Source organism: Mycolicibacterium vinylchloridicum (assembly GCF_013404075.1).
Classification (GTDB): domain Bacteria; phylum Actinomycetota; class Actinomycetes; order Mycobacteriales; family Mycobacteriaceae; genus Mycobacterium; species Mycobacterium vinylchloridicum.
Window position 1 is genome coordinate 1 of record NZ_JACBJQ010000062.1, and the last position, 18499, is coordinate 18499.

Sequence of the window (18499 nt, forward strand, 5' to 3'; positions counted from 1 at the left end):
CACCAAAGCGGTAGTCAGCGAAAAGAAGACCGAAAACGGACGCAACCTCGTCGTGCTCGACATCGACGTCCTCAACCAAAACGACGAAGCCACCACACCCGGAACCGCCACCATCGCACTGCCCTGACCACTCGATCTCGACAGACTACGATGGCATCAGTCAGGAGCAGGAACTTCCGTGGATGAAGTAGTCACCGACGACCAGCGGGCGGTGCTGGACGAGACGGCGAAGTTCGCCGCCAAGGAGTGCCCGGTCACGCGGCTGCGTGATGGCATTCACCGCGATCCCGACTTCCGCACCCGCTACTGGCGTCAGGGCGCCGAACTCGGCTGGTTCTCCATGCTGGTCGCAGAATCGCTCGGCGGAGGAAGTGCATCGGACAACGGTGTGGTCGATGCGACGCTGATCGCCAGTAAACTGGGCGCCGCCTTGCAGCCGGGCCCCTATGTCGCGACCAATGTCGCCGCCTACGCACTCGCAGCCGCGGGGAGCGACCAGCAGAAGGAACTGCTCATACCCGCGCTCCTGTCGGGCGAAGGGGGCGCAGTTTGGGTGGCGGCGGGCGGCGGTGGACAAGGGTCGGACGCCGGGGTGCGGGCTACTCCGACGCAGTGGGGCTACGAGCTGCGAGGACACAAATCGCTGATCCAGGACATTGGCTGGGCTTCATGGATACTCGTCACCGCGGCGTCGGCGGACGGCCCCGTTCAGTTCATGATCCCGGTCGACGCCGACGGCGTCAGCGTCCGGAACAAACGATCGCTTGACCTGACCCGAGACCTCGCCGATGTCGAGTTCACAGGCACGCCCGTTCGCCGATCCGACATGGTCGGTGATCCGGATTCGGCGGCCCGTCTCGTCAGTCGGCAACTCGCGCTGGCATCGGTGCTAACGGCGGCGCAGACCACCGGCGCGGTGTCCGTGTCACTCGACCGGACCATTCAATATGCCAAGGACCGCATTGCGTTTGGACGACCGATTGGCTCATTTCAGGCGATCAAGCACCTGCTGGTGGACTCCAGTCTGTCGCTCGAGCTAGGCCAGTCTGTCGTCATGGCAGCCGCCGACGCCCTCGGTCGCGACGACGAGAGCGGTGATCAGGCTGCGAGTATGGCCAAAGCGTTGGTGGGCGACGCAGGCATCGAGATCGCGTCGAACTGCACGCAGGTGTTAGGCGGTATCGGCCTGACTTGGGAGCATGACCAGCACCTGTTTGTCCGGCGGGTCACCACCGACGCTGCTTTGTTCGGGGATCCGGTATGGCATCGCGAACGTGTGTGCCAGCTCGGCGGAATCTGATCGGAGTGAACACAGTGACCGAGGCGCAAGTTGATCTCGACCAGTTCCGCCGCGACGCACGCAAGTGGATCGAATCCAATCTCGAGCGCCGCTACACGCGCGATACGGGCGTCTCGGCGGCCGAGGCCAGGACACCGGAGGAAATCACTCGCAGCCGCAAGTTGCAACGCACGCTGTTCGACGCGGGGTGGGCGGGAATCTCTTACCCCGAGGCCTATGGTGGCCGGGGCCTGTCGGAGGCGCATGAACGTGTCTTCACCGAGGAGTCCTCGAGTTACGTGACGCCGGACTTCGGCGCTGTCGGCCTGGTCACGTTCGGTCCGATCGGTCGGTCCATGCTTGCGCATGCCACGCCGGCATTCTTAGAACGTCACATCCCGAAGATGCTCGCAGGCGAGGCACTGTGGTGCCAGTTTTACTCTGAGCCCGAGGCGGGGTCCGACCTGGCCGGTATCCGGACGCGGGCGACCCGCGACGGTGAGAACTGGGTGATACGTGGCTCGAAGATCTGGACCACGGGAGCAGAGAACGCGGACTACGCGATGTGTCTTGCCCGAACCGATTGGCATGTGAGCAAACACCGTGGCTTGACCTGGTTCGCGGTACCGACCTCAGCCAAGGGCGTAGCGATCCGTCCCATCGTCTTGGTCGACGGCAATGCCGGATTTTGCGAAGAGACGCTTGATGATGTCATCGTCTCCGACACCGACATCATCGGCCAGATCAACGACGGTTGGTCGGTGGCACAAACGATGCTGGTCTACGAGCGGCGCGCCGGCGAAGGCTTCATGGTTTCCGAGCCTCGGGAGCTGGCGCCGGATTTGGTGGCATTGGCGCGCAAGGTCAATCGTCTCGGGGATCCAATCGCGAGGCAGGCAATCGCGCGGGCACATATCAACGATTATGCGCAACACCACCTGGGAAAGCGTTTGTTCGCCGCACTAATGGCGTCGGCGACACCGAATCCGGCAGTCGCGGCATACATCAAACTGGCTGGCGGCACCCTCGTACCGCAACGGGTCCGGCTTGCAATGGAAATCGGCGGCGCCGCCACCACCGCCTGGGACGACGGTGACTTAGAAGCGCAGCACGTCGTCGATGAATACCTCACAGGCAGGATCGCCTCGATCGGTGGCGGAACAAACGAGGTGCAGCGCAACGGAATCGGTGAACGCGTTCTCGGACTTCCGCGTGAACCCAGTTTCGACAGCACCACGCCCTTCGCCGACGTGGTCAGCGCCGCGCGCAACTGGAACCACCGAGTCGGCTGATGTATCCGGGACACTGGGCCACGATCAAGCCCGACCATCCGGCCGTCATTATGGCGGGTTCGGGACTCACGGTGACCTACCGAGAGTTGGATGAGCGCTCGCGCCGATTGGCGGGATTCTTTCGTGCGCGGGGAGTCGAGCGCGGCGACCATATCGCAATTTTGTTGCATAACGACGCCCGTTACTTTGAAATGCTCTGGGCCGCATTGCGTTCCGGGATCTATGTCACTCCCGTCAACTGGCATCTGAAGCAGGATGAGATCGCCTATATCGTTAGCGATTGCGAAGCAAAGCTGCTTATCACATCGGCCGCTCAGCGTGACCTCGTCGCCGAGCTCGACTGGAGCGCGGCGCAGAAGTTGACCACTCGCCTGATGGCCGACGGGGTCATCGACGGCTTCGAGTCCTACGAAGCAGCTGTAGCTTTCGACGGAGATCCGGCCGAGGAGTCGTCCGGTTCGGCGATGTTGTACACGTCCGGCACTACCGGGCGACCCAAGGGCGTGCTTCGGCCGCTTCCCGACACGAAGCCGGGCGACCTGGATCTCGCCTCATACGGGCTTGCAGCGCTGTTCGGCATCGACGAAAGCGCGACCTACCTCTCGCCTGCCCCGCAGTACCACGCCGCTCCGCTGAATTTCACTACCGCAGCGCACCGGGCGGGAGCGACCGTGGTGATGATGGAGAAGTTCGAAGCCCGCGAAGCGCTGCGTGCGATCGAAACATACCGCGTCACGCACAGTCAGTGGGTGCCAACGATGTTCGTGCGCATGCTCGGCCTGGATAGCTCTGAACGCGAAGCACGAGATCTGTCGTCTCATCGGACCGCACTGCACGCGGGTGCGCCCTGCCCACCGGAGATCAAGCGACAGATGATCGATTGGTGGGGGCCGATCCTCGTGGAGTACTACGGGGGCACAGATGCCGGCGGGTTCACAATGATCAACTCCGAGCAGTGGCTCGAACACCCCGGTTCAGTCGGCCAATCGCTGACCGGCCCCATCCACATCATCGACGAGGAAACCGATACAGCCGCGGCTGTTGGCGAGGTCGGCACCGTCTATTTCAGTGGCGACCCCGATTTCGTCTACAAGGGTGACCCGGACAAGACCACACGTTCCCGCCGCAACGGTGACATGTCGACGATGGGAGATATCGGTTACCTCGATCACGACGGATATCTCTACCTGACCGATCGCAAGGAATTCATGATCATCTCGGGCGGGGTCAATATCTATCCTCGGGAAGCCGAGGACCTGTTGATTCTTCATCCGGCGGTCGCCGACGTCGCTGTGTTCGGCGTCCCGCACCCGGAGTTCGGCGAAGAGGTGAAGGCCGCGGTGCAACTCACGCCATCTGCCACCGCGACACCCGCGCTCGCCGAAGAGTTGATCGAGTTCACCCGGGCGCGCCTGGCGACCTTCAAGTGTCCACGCTCGATCGACTTCCGCGATCAACTGCCGCGCACACCGGCAGGAAAGCTCCGCAAGGCGGAGCTGCGTGACCCGTACCTCACCCAGCGAGGCTGACGCATGGCCCTCGGAGACGGAAAGTCGTCGGAACCTGAGAACAGCTTGAGGTCCAGACTCCTTCTCCAGCAACAGGCTTTCCTAGCCGAGGGACCACCCTCGGCCGCCGTCCGGCGGCATCGCATCGACCGCCTGGTGGCGCTCCTGTTCGAGAACGCCGATGCACTCGCACAGGCCATGCTGGCGGACTATGGGTCCCGCTCGCCGGTCGCATCGGTGATGACCGAGATCGTGGGGATCGGTTCGACGATCGAGTACACCCGCAACAATCTGGAGCGCTGGATGCGCCCGCGCCGGGCGCTACCGGGGTACCGACTGTTCGGGGTGCGCGCCGAGGTGGAGCCCTCGCCGAAGGGCGTCGTCGGCATCATCGGGCCCTGGAACTTTCCGGTGAACCTGGTCGCACTGCCCGCGGCGGAAGCCTTCGCCGCCGGAAATCGCGTCATGATCAAGATGTCGGAAGTCACATCGCACACCGCAGAGGTGTTCGCAGATCTGGCCGCACGCTACTTCGACCCGTCCGAATTGGACGTCGTGGTCGGTCCGATCGAAGTCGGGGCGCAATTCGCGGCTCTGCCATTCGACCACTTGTTCTTTACCGGCTCCCCATCCGTGGGACGCCTCATCCAGCGCGCAGCATCTGAGCACCTGGTCCCGGTGACGTTGGAGCTCGGCGGCAAGAATCCGGTCGTCATGGGGCAGAACGCCGATATCGACCGATACGCGGGTCGCATCGCCAACGCACGGCTGGTCAACGGCGGCCAGGTCTGTCTATGCCCCGATTACGTCTTCGTCCCCACCGAGCGCGTCGAAGAATTCTGTCAGGCGGCGAGCGCAGCAATTCGTCGAATGCTGCCGTCCGTCGTCAACTCGCCCGACTTCACATCGTCAGTCAACGACGCGAACTACGAACGGGTGCTGGGTCTGCTTGAGGACGCCCGGGAGAAGGGAGCGCACATCATCTCTATTGCTCCACCCGGGGAAACGTTGCCGGACAGGGCGACCCGCAAAATCGCCCCGGCTCTGGTGACGAATGTGGACGGCAGTATGCGTATCGCCTCCGATGAAATATTCGGCCCGCTGCTGGTCGTGATGGGCTACCGCGAGCTCGACGAGGTGATCACCTACATCAACGAGCGTCCATCACCTCTGGCCATCTACTGGTACGGCGACGACAACGACGACTTCCGGCACCTCGTCAAACGCACACGAAGCGGTGGGGTGTCGCGCAACGACTTCGCTCTGCACATGGCCTTTCCGCAGACCCCGTTCGGCGGCGTCGGCAAAAGTGGCATGGGCGCATACCACGGAAAGGCCGGATTCGACGCGTTCAGCCACCACCGTCCCGTTGTCGGTTCCGCGCTTCCATTCAGTTTCACGGGCCTGGCCGCGCCGCCCTACTCTCGCTCCAAGACGGCGATGGCCAAGTTCTCGGTCTGGTCGACGCGGCGGAAGGCTCGTCGACGGCTTGCACGATTTCAGCAGTCACAAAGTCCGACTCGTGACGGCCTGATCACAGTTCCAATGCGGCAGAGAGGTCGATAGCACCATGGCTGACCACGAACGGGCACTTGACGAGCTCGGCTTCTACCTGCTGGCCGGCGCGGGCGGCGAAGGCCCTGCCACTCTGATGGACGAAGCTCGCGAAGGTGAGGCTCTCGGCTTCGGCACGGGCTGGTTCGCCGAACGGTGGACGTCGTACAAGGAGGCGGGCGCGCAGTCGGGCGCAGCCTGCGCCGTGACGAGCCGAATGCACATCGGCACGGCTGCAACGAATTTCAATACGCGCCACCCGCTGATCACCGCGTCGATGGCGGTGACCTGCCACCGGCTTTCCGGTGGGCGCTTTATCCTTGGTCTGGGCCGCGGCGTGCCCCAATACAGCGCGCTGGGGGTGTCGGCGGCGACCACCGCGCAACTCGAGGATTTTGCCGGTGTCATGCGACGGCTGTGGAAGGGCGAGTTCATCGTCGACCACGACGGCCCCATGGGGAAGTACCCGATCCTGGTGCTGGACCCTGATTTCAACGAGGACATCCGGCTGGGCCTGGTCGCGTTCGGGCCGCAGACGCTTGCCCTCGGGGGGCGGGCGTTCGACGACGTCGTGCTGCACACCTTCTTCACGCCAGACACGTTGCAGCGCTGCGTGCGCACCGTCAAACAAGCCGCCGAGCAGGCCGGGCGGGATCCGGACAAGGTGCGAGTCTGGTCGTGCCTGGCAACGGTCGGTGACCATCTCCCCGAGCAACTACGACTCAAGAAGACTGTCGCGCGACTAGCCACCTATCTGCAGGCGTATGGCGACCTGCTCGTGTCTACCAACCGCTGGGATCCCAGTGTGCTGGCACGCTTTAGGGAAGATCCGGTGGTGACCTCCGTGGCGGGGGCCATCGACGCGAAGGCAACAGCCGAGCAGATCGAACATATCGCGACGCTGATCCCCGACGAGTGGCTCGGCGCATCGGCGACCGGCTCGCCAACGCAATGCGCCGCGCGGGTGCGCCAAGAACTCGAATTCGGTGCCGACTGCGTCATCACTCATGGCGCAACACCGGCCGAACTCGAACCGGTGATCAAAGCGTATCGGGCGGCCGAATGACGGAAATTGCTCTACCCCATACGTTGTCAGATGTCACCGCCACCTGGTTGGCGGCCGCGTTGAGTAAACCGGGGGACCCGGTCGAGATCTCCGACCTGACTCTGCAGCGCATCGGAACCGGACAAGCCGGATCGACCTATCGGGCCACGCCGGCCTACACCGAACCGAACCCGACGTTGCCCGAGACAGTCGTCGTAAAGCTGCCCGCCGAGGATGTGGCGTTGCGTGCCGGCCTTTCCCTCGGCTACCGGAGCGAGGTGGCGTTCTACGGCAAAGTGGCGCCAACCGTGAAAGTGCCTATCCCCCAGTGCTTCCATCACGACATCAGTGACAATGGTGCTGATTTCGCGTTGCTGCTGTCCGACCTCGACCCCGCGGTGCAGGGCGACCAGATCGGCGGCTGCTCGGATGCGCAGGCCAAGAATGTGATGGCGGCCATTGCCGGCCTTCATGGACCGAGCTGGTGTGACCCCAGGTGGCTGGATGTGCCGGAGTTCATCATGCCTAAACCCGGCGATGTCGGGGCCGCCCAGATGATGGGCGCAGCGGCCGAAGCCCTTACCGATGTCGTCCTGAGCCGGCTCGGTGAACATCTCAGTCCTGAAGACCACGACACCCTGCGGACCAGCATGGCGGCGGTGGCGTCCTGGCTCGTCGCGCAGCCGCGATACTCGCTGATGCACGGCGACTTTCGCGCCGATAACCTGATGTTTCACCCCATTCGAAACACGGTCACCATTGTCGACTGGCAGACGATCAGCGTCGGGCTACCCAGCCGCGATGTCGCATATTTCACGGCATCCAGCTTGCAGACGGACGTCCGGCGCGCCACCGAGGAGAGCCTGATCGACCATTATCATGCCGCGCTCTTAGGACATGGAGTCACCAACTACGACCGCGAGACTTGTTGGCGTGACTACCGCATCGGGATGCTGCAGCCACCGCTGATCTCGATACTCGGATGCGCGACTGCCACCCCGACCGAGCGTGGCGATGCAATGTTCGTGCACACGCTGAAGCGATCCTGCGCGGCGATACGCGACCTCAGGACCTTGGAGCTGATTGAGGCCGACGCACAAACGGCCTGATCGTCGATAGGTCATAGAGGCCAGGGCCTGCAGCGAGCACGGCGGGGATCGCGTTCACCGCGTGCATGGCGGTTGCCAGACATCCCTGTTCCGAATGATCTTCACCCTCGGCCCCGACAACCATGTGCACCCGAATGTTGGGCTCACCCTCGTAGCAGATCTCGTAGCCGATCTCACTGGGCCAGTCCGGTGCGATGTCATCGGCCATCCGGGTGAGGTGCTCGACGTCAATCCTGGTGTCGCCGCATGTGACACTGACGCCGAAACGCATCGCGGCGACGGTGCCAGCAGGGATTCGGCCGGCCGCGACCTCGAGATCACGGGGTGTGGTGGCGACGTGCCGGTACCCCTCGACGCTGTCGATCCTCAGCCCGAGTGCATGCGCCAGGATCGTCGCCGTGCCTATCCATACCGCCGCCGCATACTCCTCGTTGGCCAGCGCGGGTGACTTGTCCTCTGGCAGGTGGGCGAACCCCATGGTGTCGAACATGAGGTCGGCACTCGCGTAGGTCGCGTAGTTGATCACCTCGCGCACGCTGATCCGGGATGTTGTCTGCGTCAGCCGGGACAGCACCGGTGCCAATATCTCGCCGTAGAAACCCGGAAACAGTCCGAGCCCGAGAAAGGTGGCATTCCCTTGGGCGCAGGCAGCTTCGATGGCCTCGGCCATGCCGGCATCCATCGACCGGGGGTGAGTGAACCGGCTACCGGTCGCGATGACATCTTTACCCGACGCGAGCAGTTCACATACATCGGCGAGACAGCCGGGGGTATCGGTCTCGACCTTACCCATGTAGAGCACGATATCGGCCTGGCTGGCGATCAGTGCGTCCCGGTCGTCGGTGGTGGGGAGTCCGATGTCGGCACGGCCGCACAGCGCTCCGGCGTCGATCCCGACTTTGGCGCTGTCGTACACACGCACGCCGGTCAGCGTGTAATCGTTGCTGTCCAGCAGATTTCGCAGGGCGAACATCCCGGTCTGGCCCGTGGCCCATTGAATGACACGCGGTTTAGTCGGCCCGGTGGACACCTCGGTCTACCTCCTCAATCCCAGTTGACGCGGTGGAACTTACCCCTTGGCGCGGGTCAACGTACAGACTGTAGGTTGAATTACTCGGCATCTAATCGAGAGGAATCGACGGTGACGATTCGAGTCGTGCAGTGGGCCACCGGCGCGGTCGGCCTGCCACAGTTGCAGGAGTTGATCGAACATCCGGACTACGAACTGGTCGGCGTGTTGGTCTATGACCCGGCCAAGGCGGGCCTCGACGCGGGCACCCTGTGCGGAATGCCCGACACCGGGGTGCTGACGACCGCCGACAAGGAAACGATCTTCGCCCTCGGCGCCGACGTGGTGATCCATGCCGCAAGCAAGGCATATCCCGTCGAGACCAACGTCGAGGACATCACGCGTCTGCTGGCGTCGGGTTCGAGCGTTATCTCGACGACCTCCTATAACCACCTGCCGACGTACGGAGCCGACGTGGAGACCAAGTTCGTCGATGCCTGCATGAAAGGCGGGTCCAGATTTCACGCTGCCGGCGAAAATCCGGGTTTCATGATGGAGCGCCTGGTGACAACGGTAACCGGGCTCAGCAAGCACATCGACCGCATCGATCTGTACGAGGCAGTCGACGTATCGGCCATCGCGAGCCCGCAGATGATGTTCGACCTGATGGGCATGGGCCGCAGACCCGAGGAGATCACCGTCGAATCCCCCATCGTCGGCAAACTCGACATGGCGTATCGGCAGGCGCTCAACGCAACGGCGGATGTCCTCGGCATCGAGCTAGACGGGATAACAGTGGCCGTCGACACCACCACCCTCCCCCACGACCTCAACGTTGCCGCAGGCACGATCAAGGCAGGAACTGTTGTCGGACAGCGCCTTTCCTGGTATGGCCAATGGCGCGGACATGACTTCTTGGCAATCCACGAAGAGTGGATCGCCACCTACGATCTACCACAGTGGAACTTGTCGGCGCCGAGCCCGGGTGAGACGGTTCCGCTGATCCGGGTGCAGATCCGCGGGGTGCCCAACTTCGACCTGGCATTGAACATGTCGTGGGGCGAGGTGCCGCCCATGTTGGACGGCACCAATCCCGGACACTTGATGATCGGCATGAGCGCGATCAACGCAATCCGGTATGTACTCGCGTCGCCGCCGGGCATTGTCTCCGCGCCGGTGTTCGGCGCATGGACTCCCCCGCACTAGGCCTTGTCGAACAGCACAGGCAGCGCCGTCGGCGATCGGAATACCTGGCCGCGGATGTGCGGATCATCGGCGTCCGGGTCAAGCCGCAGATTCGGGAGCCGATCCAGCAACAAGTTGATAGCGGTCCGGATCTCCAGACGCGCGAGATGCATACCTAGGCATACGTGGGTGCCGTTACCCCACGCCAGATTCGACTTTGCCGGACGGAAGATGTCGAACGTGTCGGGATCATCGAATCGCTCACCCTGATGGTTGGCCGAGCCGAGCATCGGCATCACCGACGACCCTTCGGGAATGTGCACGCCACCAAGTTCCGTGTCGCAGGTCGCGACGCGAATGATGCTCAGCAGAGGGGCATCCCAGCGCACCCCTTCTTCGATGGCCTGGGGGATGAGATCGCGATCTTTTCGGATCGCATCAAGCTGGTCTTCATTCGACAGCAAGGCGAACAACAGATTCCCCAGCGAACGGTAAGTGGTTTCGACACCGGCCGGCAGCAGCAGCCGGAGGAACGAGAAGATCTCTTCGTCCTCCAACCGTTCGCCGTCGATCTCCGCCACGGCTAGGCGACTGATGAGGTCGTCGCGCGGATCCTCGCGCCGCGCGGCGAGTATCGGCCGGTAGTACTCCACCAACGTCTTCGACGCTTCCAGCCCTCGCTCCGGATTGAGCGCGTAACTGAGTAACGCGAGGGACCACTTTTGGAAGCGCAGGAAATCTTCTTCCGGTAGACCCAGGAGGCCAGCGATGACTCGAGTGGGATAAGGGAACGTGAACTCCTTGACGAGATTGGCTTTCCCGTTGGGGGCCATCTTGTCGATCAGGTCATTGGCCACGCGGGCGACGAGCTCGTCTTGGAACCGGGCAAGACCCTTCTGCGAGAAGGCCTTCGCGACAAGAGCGCGGTGTCGTCCGTGCTCCGGCTCATCCATGCCCAGCATGACGCGTTTGCCGAGTGCCTCTCCGTAGGCCGACAAGATGATCGATGACGAGAATGTTTCGTTGTCGCGTAGCAATTGCTGGGCTTCTTCGAACCGGTAGACGACGAAGAGCGGCTTTCCTTCCTCACCCGGCATGACCGAGAGGTCGATCCGCTGGACTGGCTCTTCGGCACGAAAGCGCTCGAACTCGGGGTAAGGATCGCGCACGTTGCCCGTAACCGCTTCATCGAACGCCCACGCGTCGCTCAAATCGTCTACTACATCTTCTACTTCACTCATCGGCCTATCCCTGCTTTCTGTACATTGTGCTAGCTGTCTTGCGCGCTTGGCGCCGAGGGCGATGAGGGCCGGTTTGGTGCGAGCCAAGTAGCCAACACGATCAGCCGGTTCATTACAGGCGGCGGAAGACTGCCCATCACCCGCACCATCAATCGCTGCGTCGCGGTCAGCTGAGGCGCGCCGGCCCTTAGCGCTCCCTGACGCGGTATCCCCATCACCGCCCGGGCCATATGATGCATAGCGGCTGTTGGCAGAACCCTGTTGAAGACCATCAGCATTGCCGCGTCAGGTCCCGCAGAACGTCTGCGAAATGGTGCACGGTCGTTGAGAGCCTTCACCAATCCGTCGGTGAAGCGCGTTGGGGGTCGAGCGAATCTCATGGCGAAATGGCCCCGCACGTCCATCGTGTGATGAATGGGCGAGTAGGGGCCGTCCCAAATCCGGTAGTCGGGATAGCCCGGCGCGCGATCATCGATGATGTCGGTGTCATAGGCGCCAGCCACCAGGACCGTCACTCCAAGTCCGAACGGCGAGATCTCCGTTGCCATTGACTCGCCCCACCGCTCGAGAGCACCCTTCGCCGCCGAGTATGCTGCGATTCCCGGCTGGCCGCGCACGCCACCGGCACTTGATACCAGAACGATCCGACCTCGACCGGCGGCGCGCATCACGGGTAACAGCGCTTTGGTCAGCGCAACCGGACCCGTCAGGTGAGTCGCGAGCATACTGCTCCAGAGGTCTTGATCAAGCTCCTCCGACATCCCGATCGAGGCGATTCCGGCGTTGTGGACCAATGCATATGGCGCGCCAACCAATGCTTCGATCTGCTCGGCCGCTGCACAGATCGACTCCTCGTTCATCAGGTCGAGACGAACGCCGACAAGACGACCGTCGTCGGGACCAGCTCCGGTCGCATCACGAAGGAGGGCGACACCTTGGTCGGGTGAGCGCATTGCCGCGACCACACGCCAGCCCTCGTTGTAGAGCCGGACTGCGGATGCGAAACCCAACCCTCGCGAGGCTCCAGTGATGACGACCGTGCGTTGCTCAGCCATTCGGCTCCTTGGGGGCACAGGCACCCTGCCCCGCCGGTGGCGCTTCCACATCGGGCCGCCCGTTCGGCACGCCGCTCTGCCAGGTAGCCCACTTGCCGACAGAGTAGGGTCCCACCGCACCTTCTTTCTCGTAATAGCCTTGAGGGTCATACACTTTGGCCTCTGGGTACGGCCAAGGACAGGCGACGGCCGTCGCGGCTCCGCTGGCCTTGATGGCCCAGAACCATCCTCCGTAGACGAAGTAGGAAACGTTGGTAATCACAAACATGACCAGGAACGTGCCCAGCACAGGCTTCGCCGGGAAGAGCTTCGCCTTCGCCGCCAGCTTCTCAGCGACCGACTTACCCGTGTCATCGCGATAGCAAAGGATCGCGGCGGGGATCATGACAAAGGTGACGCCCAAAGACTCCCATATCAGTGGGAACTGGAAAGTGGTGCCCGGCCAGAGTGATCCAAAGGGAATGACCTGGCTGTAGATGTACATCCCGGTGCGGATAAAGACAATTTCCATGACCATGTCGTAGACAAATCCCACGACCAAGACCACCAATGCGAGGGTGATCAGAGGATGCCGCGCAGCGAAGGATTCCGGTCCACCCTTGGCCTGAAGTTTGCGTGTGATCCAGATGCCGGGGAAGTACGGGACGAGATAGAAGATCGCATAGGAGAATACGAAGAACGGCTCAACCGTTGGCGACATCGAGATCAGCGGCCAATCTTCGGGCCAGTGAAGCCAGTCTGGGTTGTACACCGCGAAGGGCGCCCAGTTCATGATCGGGTCCTGCCACACGATCAGTGTCGTGCAGATGGCCATCAAGAGAACTGGGTGACCGGGATTTCGCCGCCAAGCGACACAGAAAGCCACGATCATCCCCAAGAGCAGACCCAAGATAGCCCACTGGTAGACCGGGATCCACCAGTCCCCAACGGTGAAATCGACTGGGCGCGGCCTTCCCTGAACGTTCGGATTGGCAACGCGCGGTGCAAGTTCCGTTCTCGACACAGCCACGAAAAGCCCTGCGAAGGCAATGACCGCCAGGCCGCTGATCCATCGCCCCCAGTTCACTCCCTGAGAACGACCTGACGACTTTTCCTCGGGTTCGAGTGACGTGGTTCCACCTGTCGTCATCGCATCACCTTTTCTTTCGGAGAGATTGACACCAGATCACTTCTGGCATCCGGACATTCGACTGTCAACCGGTCTGCCCGGTCGGATCACCCAGGTAGACATCGATCATTTCGTTCAAGCCGCGGCTCACACCAGCGTCGTCGGTAAGCGGTCCCGCGATCGCTGCGCGGGCAGCTTCCCTCACTGTCAGGCCCTCAACGATCAACTGGGCGGCCGCAATGAGCACACGGGTCGAGGCAACCTCACGGAGGCCTCCGGTCTCGAGCTTGCGGATGGCCTGCCCGAAGCGCACCAGATCTGCAGCTGTCGAGCGGTCGACTCCGGACTCGTGTATGACGAGGCCCTCTTCGATGTCGGGACTGGGGTAGGAGAAGTCGATCGCCACCATCCGCTGGCGCGTCGAATCCTTGAGATCTTTGAGCACGCTTTGGTAACCAGGGTTGTAGGAGACAACCAAGCCGAATCCTGGGGCTGCATCGAGCGTCACACCGAGCCGTTCGATCGGCAACTGCCGACGGTGATCGCCAAGGGGGTGGAGGACAACGGTGGTGTCCTGCCGCGCCTCGACCACCTCGTCGAGGTAACACAGCGCGCCTTCGCGCACGGCGCGCGTCAACGGGCCGTCGACCCACACGGTCTCGTCGCCACGCAACAGGTAGCGGCCGACGAGGTCAGCGGTGGTGAGGTCGTCATGACACGCCACAGTGATCAACGGCCGGCCGAGGTCGTACGCCATGGCTTCGACGAAGCGGGTCTTTCCACAACCGGTTGGCCCCTTCAGCATGACCGAAAGCCCTTGGCGGAACGCCGCCTTGAAAACGGCCTCCTCGTTGCCCACTGACCGGTAGTACGGACGATCCGAGGGTGATATGTCGGATGCCCCGTTCCGCGACGCGGTTGTCAGCTCGTTGGTCATGAAATCCTTCCGCCCTCCGCCTGGAGGCGATCGATGGATGGTAGCCCAAAACAGAATTCTGTTTCAAGGTGTGTAAACGGACATTCTCGAGACTGCCGGTCACGACACGCGCCGCCGGACTTCTGCCGAGCGAACCGCTGAGCGAAACAACGGACCAATCGCGCCGCCGAGCTGGTCGGGTCGCGCAATCGTCATATGCGCCGCGCTTCCGAACACCCGGCGAAGCGATGCTGCATCGGTGTCGGCACCGATCGTCAGGCATACACAACCGGTACCGCGTCGACGCGCCTCGATGAGCGCTCGGCGTGCGTCGGCGGCGCCGGAACGGCGGTCGTAGCCATGGTCGTAAGCCAACCCGTCGGACACCACCACCAGCAGCCGTCTAGAGGTGCCGCCGCGCGCCTCAAGAACCGCTGATCCATGTCGGATGGCCGCGCCGAGGCGGGAATAGGAGCCAGGTTCGAGGCTATTCAGCTTTCTGAAGACCTGTGCGTCAAGGTGATCGTTGAAACGTTTGATCGGCGTCATCGTGACCGCAGTTCGTCCTTGCGAGCAGTACGCATAAAGCGACACCCGGTCACCGAGATCGTGTAGGGCGATCATGAGATGCGCCGCCGCAGCGCGTTGCTGTTGGTGCACGGTACGGCCCAGAGTCCCGGCCTCGGCGGTCGAGCCCGACACGTCCAACAACAGCAGGACCGAGAGGTCGCGTCGGCGCCGCACGGTGTCTATGTACACCGACTCATCGGGCACCGAGCCGGCCATCACCTCCACCCGCGCCTCGATCGCAGCGTCGATGTCGATGTCGTCGCCCTGCGCCTGACGTCGGCGCCGATGCAACCCCATACCGAGCCGTGCGAGCGGCTTGCGGACGGTGATCGCGCCCTCGATCGCCTGTGTGGCGAAGGGCTTAATCCGCGGTTCCACCTCGCGCACCGTGCACCAGTTGGGCTTATAGACGTTCTTGCCGGCGTCCCATTCCGGATACATGAAGTCAGTCGGTTCGAAGTCGTTGACACCTTCGCCGTCCGCCGAGGCCAGAGAAGCCACGGCATGTCGCCCGCGCTTCGCCGAATTCGTCTGATGCGTAGCAGAATCGGCGCCAGGCGGCCCAAGGCTGTTGTCTCCGCTCTTACGGGCGCTCTTGAGCAGTTTCGACAGCCACCTGCCGATGAACGTACCGCCGCCGATCGGACTGGAGAACAAATCGAGATCGTCGGACTCGTCGAGGCTGTCTTCGTCGAGATCGTCGAGTTGATCGACCCCGCCGTCCTTCTGCTTGCGGGGCGCGTGCCCCACGGCCTCCTGGTCTGCCTTTGATACTGCGTCACGAGATGCCGCCAGCACCTTCTTCGCGCGGATCGTGCCGAAAGCCGACGGCGCATCGGCGAGGGCAGCCTTGGTCGAAGCGAGTGTCAACGAGGCCGTCGCCGAGTCGCTTCGCCTTGCGACTTCCGCGTCTCCGAGATCGAGCAGCGCGCCTGGCAGCAACCCGGCATTGAACATCAGCGCGCGGTGGGCTTCGACGGCCAGGTACCGTTTGGCGAGCTTGGGATGTCGTACCATCGGGCGGACCACATCGGGATCGAGACTGCCGGCGGCGATCAGAGACGCCTGCACCGCGACCGCCCGTATCGTGAACTCCGGTGAGGCTGACGGATTGACGTAGATGGCGTCCCCGTCGGTCCAGGGCCCGTCGGCGTCGGCGCCCTCCATCACGGCAACTGCCTTGCCCGCGAGCGCAGAAGCGAACATACCCAACGCCTGGAGACGCTTTCCGGCCTCATCGTCGGCCACTTTGGCTCCAAATCACCACTTGAACAGAATTCTGTTTCAGCCTAGATTGAGGGGTCTGTTGCCGTCAATCACCAGCAAGCCAGATGGGAACCCGTGGACTTCACCTATTCACCCGAAGCCGAACAGTTCCGTACGGAGCTCCGATCGTGGCTCGCTGCGAATCTGACCGAGGACATCGTTTCCGCCACTCGTCATCCTGGGGCCGATGACCAAGCGTTCGAGCTATTGCGCAAGTGGAATGCGCGGCTAGCGGATGCCGGGTGGGCGGCGGTGGCGTGGCCGACGCCCTACGGGGGCCGTGGCGCCTCGGTCCTGGAGCAGCTTGTCTATGCCGAGGAAACCACCCGTGCGCGAGTCCCCAACCCGCTGAACATCATCGGTATCAACAACATCGCGCCGGCAATCATGAAATACGGCAGCGAAACACAGAGACTCGACCTGCTCCCCCGGATGCTTCGCGCAGACGACATCTGGTGCCAGGGCATGTCCGAGCCCGAATCCGGTTCGGACTTGGCGTCATTGCGTACCAGGGCAATACGGGACGGTGATGCGTACGTCGTCAACGGCCAAAAGATCTGGACGTCACTAGGCCATCGCGCCGATTGGTGCCAGCTCTACGTCCGCACTGATCCCGATGCCCCCAAACATCAAGGGATCTCGTGCTTTCTCGTGGATATGAAGTCGCCGGGGATCACCGTTCGGCCTCTCGTTGCGCTTAACGGTGACATGGATTTCGCCGAGGTGTTCTTTACCGATGTCCGCATCCCTGCCGACGCAATGCTCGGTCCGTTGAACGAAGGGTGGAAGGTCGCTACCGCGACGCTGTCTTATGAACGCGCAGCAGCGGCCCGGCTGTACTTGGAATTGCAGGTTGATCTTGAACAGCTCGTCAGCGACCTGGCAACGGCGCGCGTGGGCGATCGTCCCGCGCTGCAGGATCCCATCACTCTGCACCGTATCGGCGAGGTGGTCACCCGTATCAAGTTTCTCGAAGTCTTATGCCTACGCTCGATTTCGGCGATGCTGCACGGCGGGGACGCCTTTTCGACGGCAAGCCTGGCTAAGTCGGTGTGGGGTGAGTCCGGCCAGATGTTGGCCGCCCTGGCCTACGACGTGCTAGGACCGGTGGCCAGTGCTAGATGGGCCGATTACCGACTGACTGCCCGCGCATTGACAATTGCCGGCGGCACGACGCAGATCAACAAGAACATTACCGCTCAGCGAGTGCTCGGTCTCCCGCGACGATGAGCGCTGGTGCAACGACTGAGGAGCACGTGTGAACCTCGAACCGACTGATGAACAGCGCGCGTTGCGTGCCATCGTCCGGCAGTTCCTGGCCGAGCAAGCCGGAGTCGACGCCCACCTTCGGCAGGTGATCGACGACGAGAGCGGCACGACACCTCTGGTGTGGAACGGGCTCGCAGACCTCGGCGCGACCGGTGTGCTGGTCCCCGCCGAGAGCGGCGGCGCCGGCATGGCGATGGTCGACGCAGCGATCGTCGCCGAGGAAATGGGGGCGGGACTCTACTCGGGACCGTGGCTGTCTAGCGCAGTCGCCGCACCGAGGGCGATCGCACGTTTCGGGGCCGACAGTGAAACGGCCGAGCTACTCTCGGGTATCGCCGCCGGCGATCGGGTCGCCGCGGTTGGGCCGCTGTACTCGGTGCCGGCCACATTGTCGGGCAACGGCCGAGTCTCTGGAAAATTCGTCGTCGACGATGCTGGGGCCGCCGACGTCATCTTGACTGTGACCCAGGATGGTGGGGGCCTGGCGCTTTATGCCGTGGAGACCGCCCTACCGGAGGTGACCCTGGTCCGGCTGCCTGGCATTGACCAGACCCACCGTTGCTTCCAGGTGACCCTCGACCGCGCGCCGGGAAGGCTGCTGGGAAGGGCGGGCTCTCAGGCACTATCGGCGCTCGTTGACGACGTGCTGATCATTGCGGCAGCCGACGCGCTCGGTGCCGCACAGTGCCTCGTCGACATGACGGTCGACTACGCCAAAACGCGCACCCAGTTTGGTCAGGCGATCGGTAGCTTTCAATCGGTCGCGCACCTGTGCGTCGATATGTTCGAGACCGTGGAGTTGGCCCGGAGCGGGGTGATCCACGCGGCGTGGGCTGTCGATGAGGGCGACGGCGATCACCGTCACCCTGCGGCGCTGCGACTCAAGGCATTCAGCGGCCGACTCGCCGCCGTCGGCGACACCGCAATCCAGGTGTTCGGCGGCGTGGGGTACACGTGGGAACACGATGCTCACCTCTACTTGAAACGGCTGCTGTCGTTCAGCACCCAGGGCGGAAACGCCGATCGATACCTCGAACTGGTCGGCGCGGAGTTCGCCGCCTCCGTGATGGCCGGCGAACCCCGGACCACTTAG

General features: G+C 63.0%; 15 protein-coding genes. 9 read left to right on the forward strand and 6 right to left on the reverse strand.

Annotated features, from left to right (window positions below):
* Nucleotides 1-178 precede the first annotated feature (178 nt).
* The 6 genes from HPC46_RS35840 to HPC46_RS29420 are packed head-to-tail and all read left to right on the forward strand — an operon-like array spanning nucleotide 179 to nucleotide 7787.
* The gene (locus tag HPC46_RS35840; protein ID WP_218894799.1) at nucleotides 179-1300 is read left to right on the forward strand and encodes an acyl-CoA dehydrogenase family protein; all 1122 of its coding nucleotides are present in this window, start codon (nucleotides 179-181) and stop codon (nucleotides 1298-1300) included.
* Between the two features lie 14 nt (nucleotides 1301-1314).
* Nucleotides 1315-2571, forward strand: coding sequence for an acyl-CoA dehydrogenase family protein (locus HPC46_RS29400; RefSeq protein WP_218894800.1), 1257 nt, complete (start codon nucleotides 1315-1317; stop codon nucleotides 2569-2571).
* Complete coding sequence (locus HPC46_RS29405) at nucleotides 2571-4100, forward strand: acyl-CoA synthetase (protein WP_179475648.1); 1530 nt, start codon at nucleotides 2571-2573, stop codon at nucleotides 4098-4100. Before HPC46_RS29400 ends, HPC46_RS29405 begins: the two co-directional genes overlap by 1 nt.
* Before the next feature lie 3 nt (nucleotides 4101-4103).
* A complete protein-coding gene (locus tag HPC46_RS29410) occupies nucleotides 4104-5645 on the forward strand; it encodes a coniferyl aldehyde dehydrogenase (protein ID WP_179475649.1) in 1542 nt (513 codons plus the stop codon).
* Between the two features lie 4 nt (nucleotides 5646-5649).
* Nucleotides 5650-6699 (forward strand): TIGR03857 family LLM class F420-dependent oxidoreductase, encoded by a 1050-nt coding sequence (locus HPC46_RS29415; protein WP_179475650.1) that lies wholly within the window; start codon nucleotides 5650-5652, stop codon nucleotides 6697-6699.
* Nucleotides 6696-7787: a phosphotransferase family protein gene (locus HPC46_RS29420; protein WP_179475651.1), complete on the forward strand. Its 1092-nt coding sequence runs from the start codon at nucleotides 6696-6698 to the stop codon at nucleotides 7785-7787. Before HPC46_RS29415 ends, HPC46_RS29420 begins: the two co-directional genes overlap by 4 nt.
* Here HPC46_RS29420 and HPC46_RS29425 read toward each other — a convergent pair.
* The gene (locus HPC46_RS29425) at nucleotides 7744-8817 is read right to left on the reverse strand and encodes an NAD(P)H-dependent amine dehydrogenase family protein (protein ID WP_325096829.1); all 1074 of its coding nucleotides are present in this window, start codon (nucleotides 8815-8817) and stop codon (nucleotides 7744-7746) included. The genes HPC46_RS29420 and HPC46_RS29425 overlap by 44 nt on opposite strands.
* A gap of 126 nt (nucleotides 8818-8943) precedes the next feature.
* On the opposite strand from HPC46_RS29425, the gene HPC46_RS29430 reads away from it, so the two are divergent.
* A complete protein-coding gene (locus HPC46_RS29430) occupies nucleotides 8944-10002 on the forward strand; it encodes a dihydrodipicolinate synthase (RefSeq protein ID WP_179475670.1) in 1059 nt (352 codons plus the stop codon).
* Here the strand turns inward: HPC46_RS29430 and HPC46_RS29435 are convergent.
* From HPC46_RS29435 to HPC46_RS29455, 5 genes are all read right to left on the reverse strand, one after another.
* On the reverse strand, nucleotides 9999-11222 hold the full coding sequence (locus HPC46_RS29435; RefSeq protein WP_179475652.1) for a cytochrome P450: 1224 nt from the start codon (nucleotides 11220-11222) through the stop codon (nucleotides 9999-10001). The genes HPC46_RS29430 and HPC46_RS29435 overlap by 4 nt on opposite strands.
* A 29-nt stretch (nucleotides 11223-11251) precedes the next feature.
* Nucleotides 11252-12277, reverse strand: coding sequence for an SDR family oxidoreductase (locus HPC46_RS29440; protein ID WP_179475653.1), 1026 nt, complete (start codon nucleotides 12275-12277; stop codon nucleotides 11252-11254).
* Nucleotides 12270-13406 (reverse strand): spirocyclase AveC family protein, encoded by a 1137-nt coding sequence (locus HPC46_RS29445; RefSeq protein WP_179475654.1) that lies wholly within the window; start codon nucleotides 13404-13406, stop codon nucleotides 12270-12272. The genes HPC46_RS29440 and HPC46_RS29445 overlap by 8 nt, the downstream gene beginning before the upstream one ends.
* A gap of 64 nt (nucleotides 13407-13470) precedes the next feature.
* On the reverse strand, nucleotides 13471-14322 hold the full coding sequence (locus tag HPC46_RS29450) for a CbbQ/NirQ/NorQ/GpvN family protein (RefSeq protein WP_179475655.1): 852 nt from the start codon (nucleotides 14320-14322) through the stop codon (nucleotides 13471-13473).
* Nucleotides 14323-14421: 99 nt separating this feature from the next.
* A complete protein-coding gene (locus HPC46_RS29455) occupies nucleotides 14422-16119 on the reverse strand; it encodes a nitric oxide reductase activation protein NorD (RefSeq protein WP_325096830.1) in 1698 nt (565 codons plus the stop codon).
* Between the two features lie 93 nt (nucleotides 16120-16212).
* Here HPC46_RS29455 and HPC46_RS29460 point away from each other — a divergent pair, with 93 nt between their 5' ends.
* Nucleotides 16213-17367 carry an acyl-CoA dehydrogenase family protein gene (locus tag HPC46_RS29460; RefSeq protein ID WP_179475656.1) on the forward strand — a complete coding sequence of 385 codons (1155 nt, stop codon included), beginning with the start codon at nucleotides 16213-16215 and terminating at the stop codon, nucleotides 17365-17367.
* A 28-nt stretch (nucleotides 17368-17395) separates the two neighbouring features.
* Complete coding sequence (locus tag HPC46_RS29465) at nucleotides 17396-18499, forward strand: acyl-CoA dehydrogenase family protein (RefSeq protein ID WP_179475657.1); 1104 nt, start codon at nucleotides 17396-17398, stop codon at nucleotides 18497-18499.

What these genes read in the sequence shown, in the direction of transcription:
- HPC46_RS29420 (WP_179475651.1), top strand. Translation starts at nt 6,696, where the DNA reads ATGACGGAAATTGCTCTACCCCATACGTTGTCAGATGTCACCGCCACC.
- HPC46_RS29445 (WP_179475654.1), bottom strand. Translation starts at nt 13,406, where the DNA reads ATGACGACAGGTGGAACCACGTCACTCGAACCCGAGGAAAAGTCGTCA.
- HPC46_RS29410 (WP_179475649.1), top strand. Translation starts at nt 4,104, where the DNA reads ATGGCCCTCGGAGACGGAAAGTCGTCGGAACCTGAGAACAGCTTGAGG.
- HPC46_RS29435 (WP_179475652.1), bottom strand. Translation starts at nt 11,222, where the DNA reads ATGAGTGAAGTAGAAGATGTAGTAGACGATTTGAGCGACGCGTGGGCG.
- HPC46_RS29440 (WP_179475653.1), bottom strand. Translation starts at nt 12,277, where the DNA reads ATGGCTGAGCAACGCACGGTCGTCATCACTGGAGCCTCGCGAGGGTTG.
- HPC46_RS29450 (WP_179475655.1), bottom strand. Translation starts at nt 14,322, where the DNA reads ATGACCAACGAGCTGACAACCGCGTCGCGGAACGGGGCATCCGACATA.
- HPC46_RS29415 (WP_179475650.1), top strand. Translation starts at nt 5,650, where the DNA reads ATGGCTGACCACGAACGGGCACTTGACGAGCTCGGCTTCTACCTGCTG.
- HPC46_RS29405 (WP_179475648.1), top strand. Translation starts at nt 2,571, where the DNA reads ATGTATCCGGGACACTGGGCCACGATCAAGCCCGACCATCCGGCCGTC.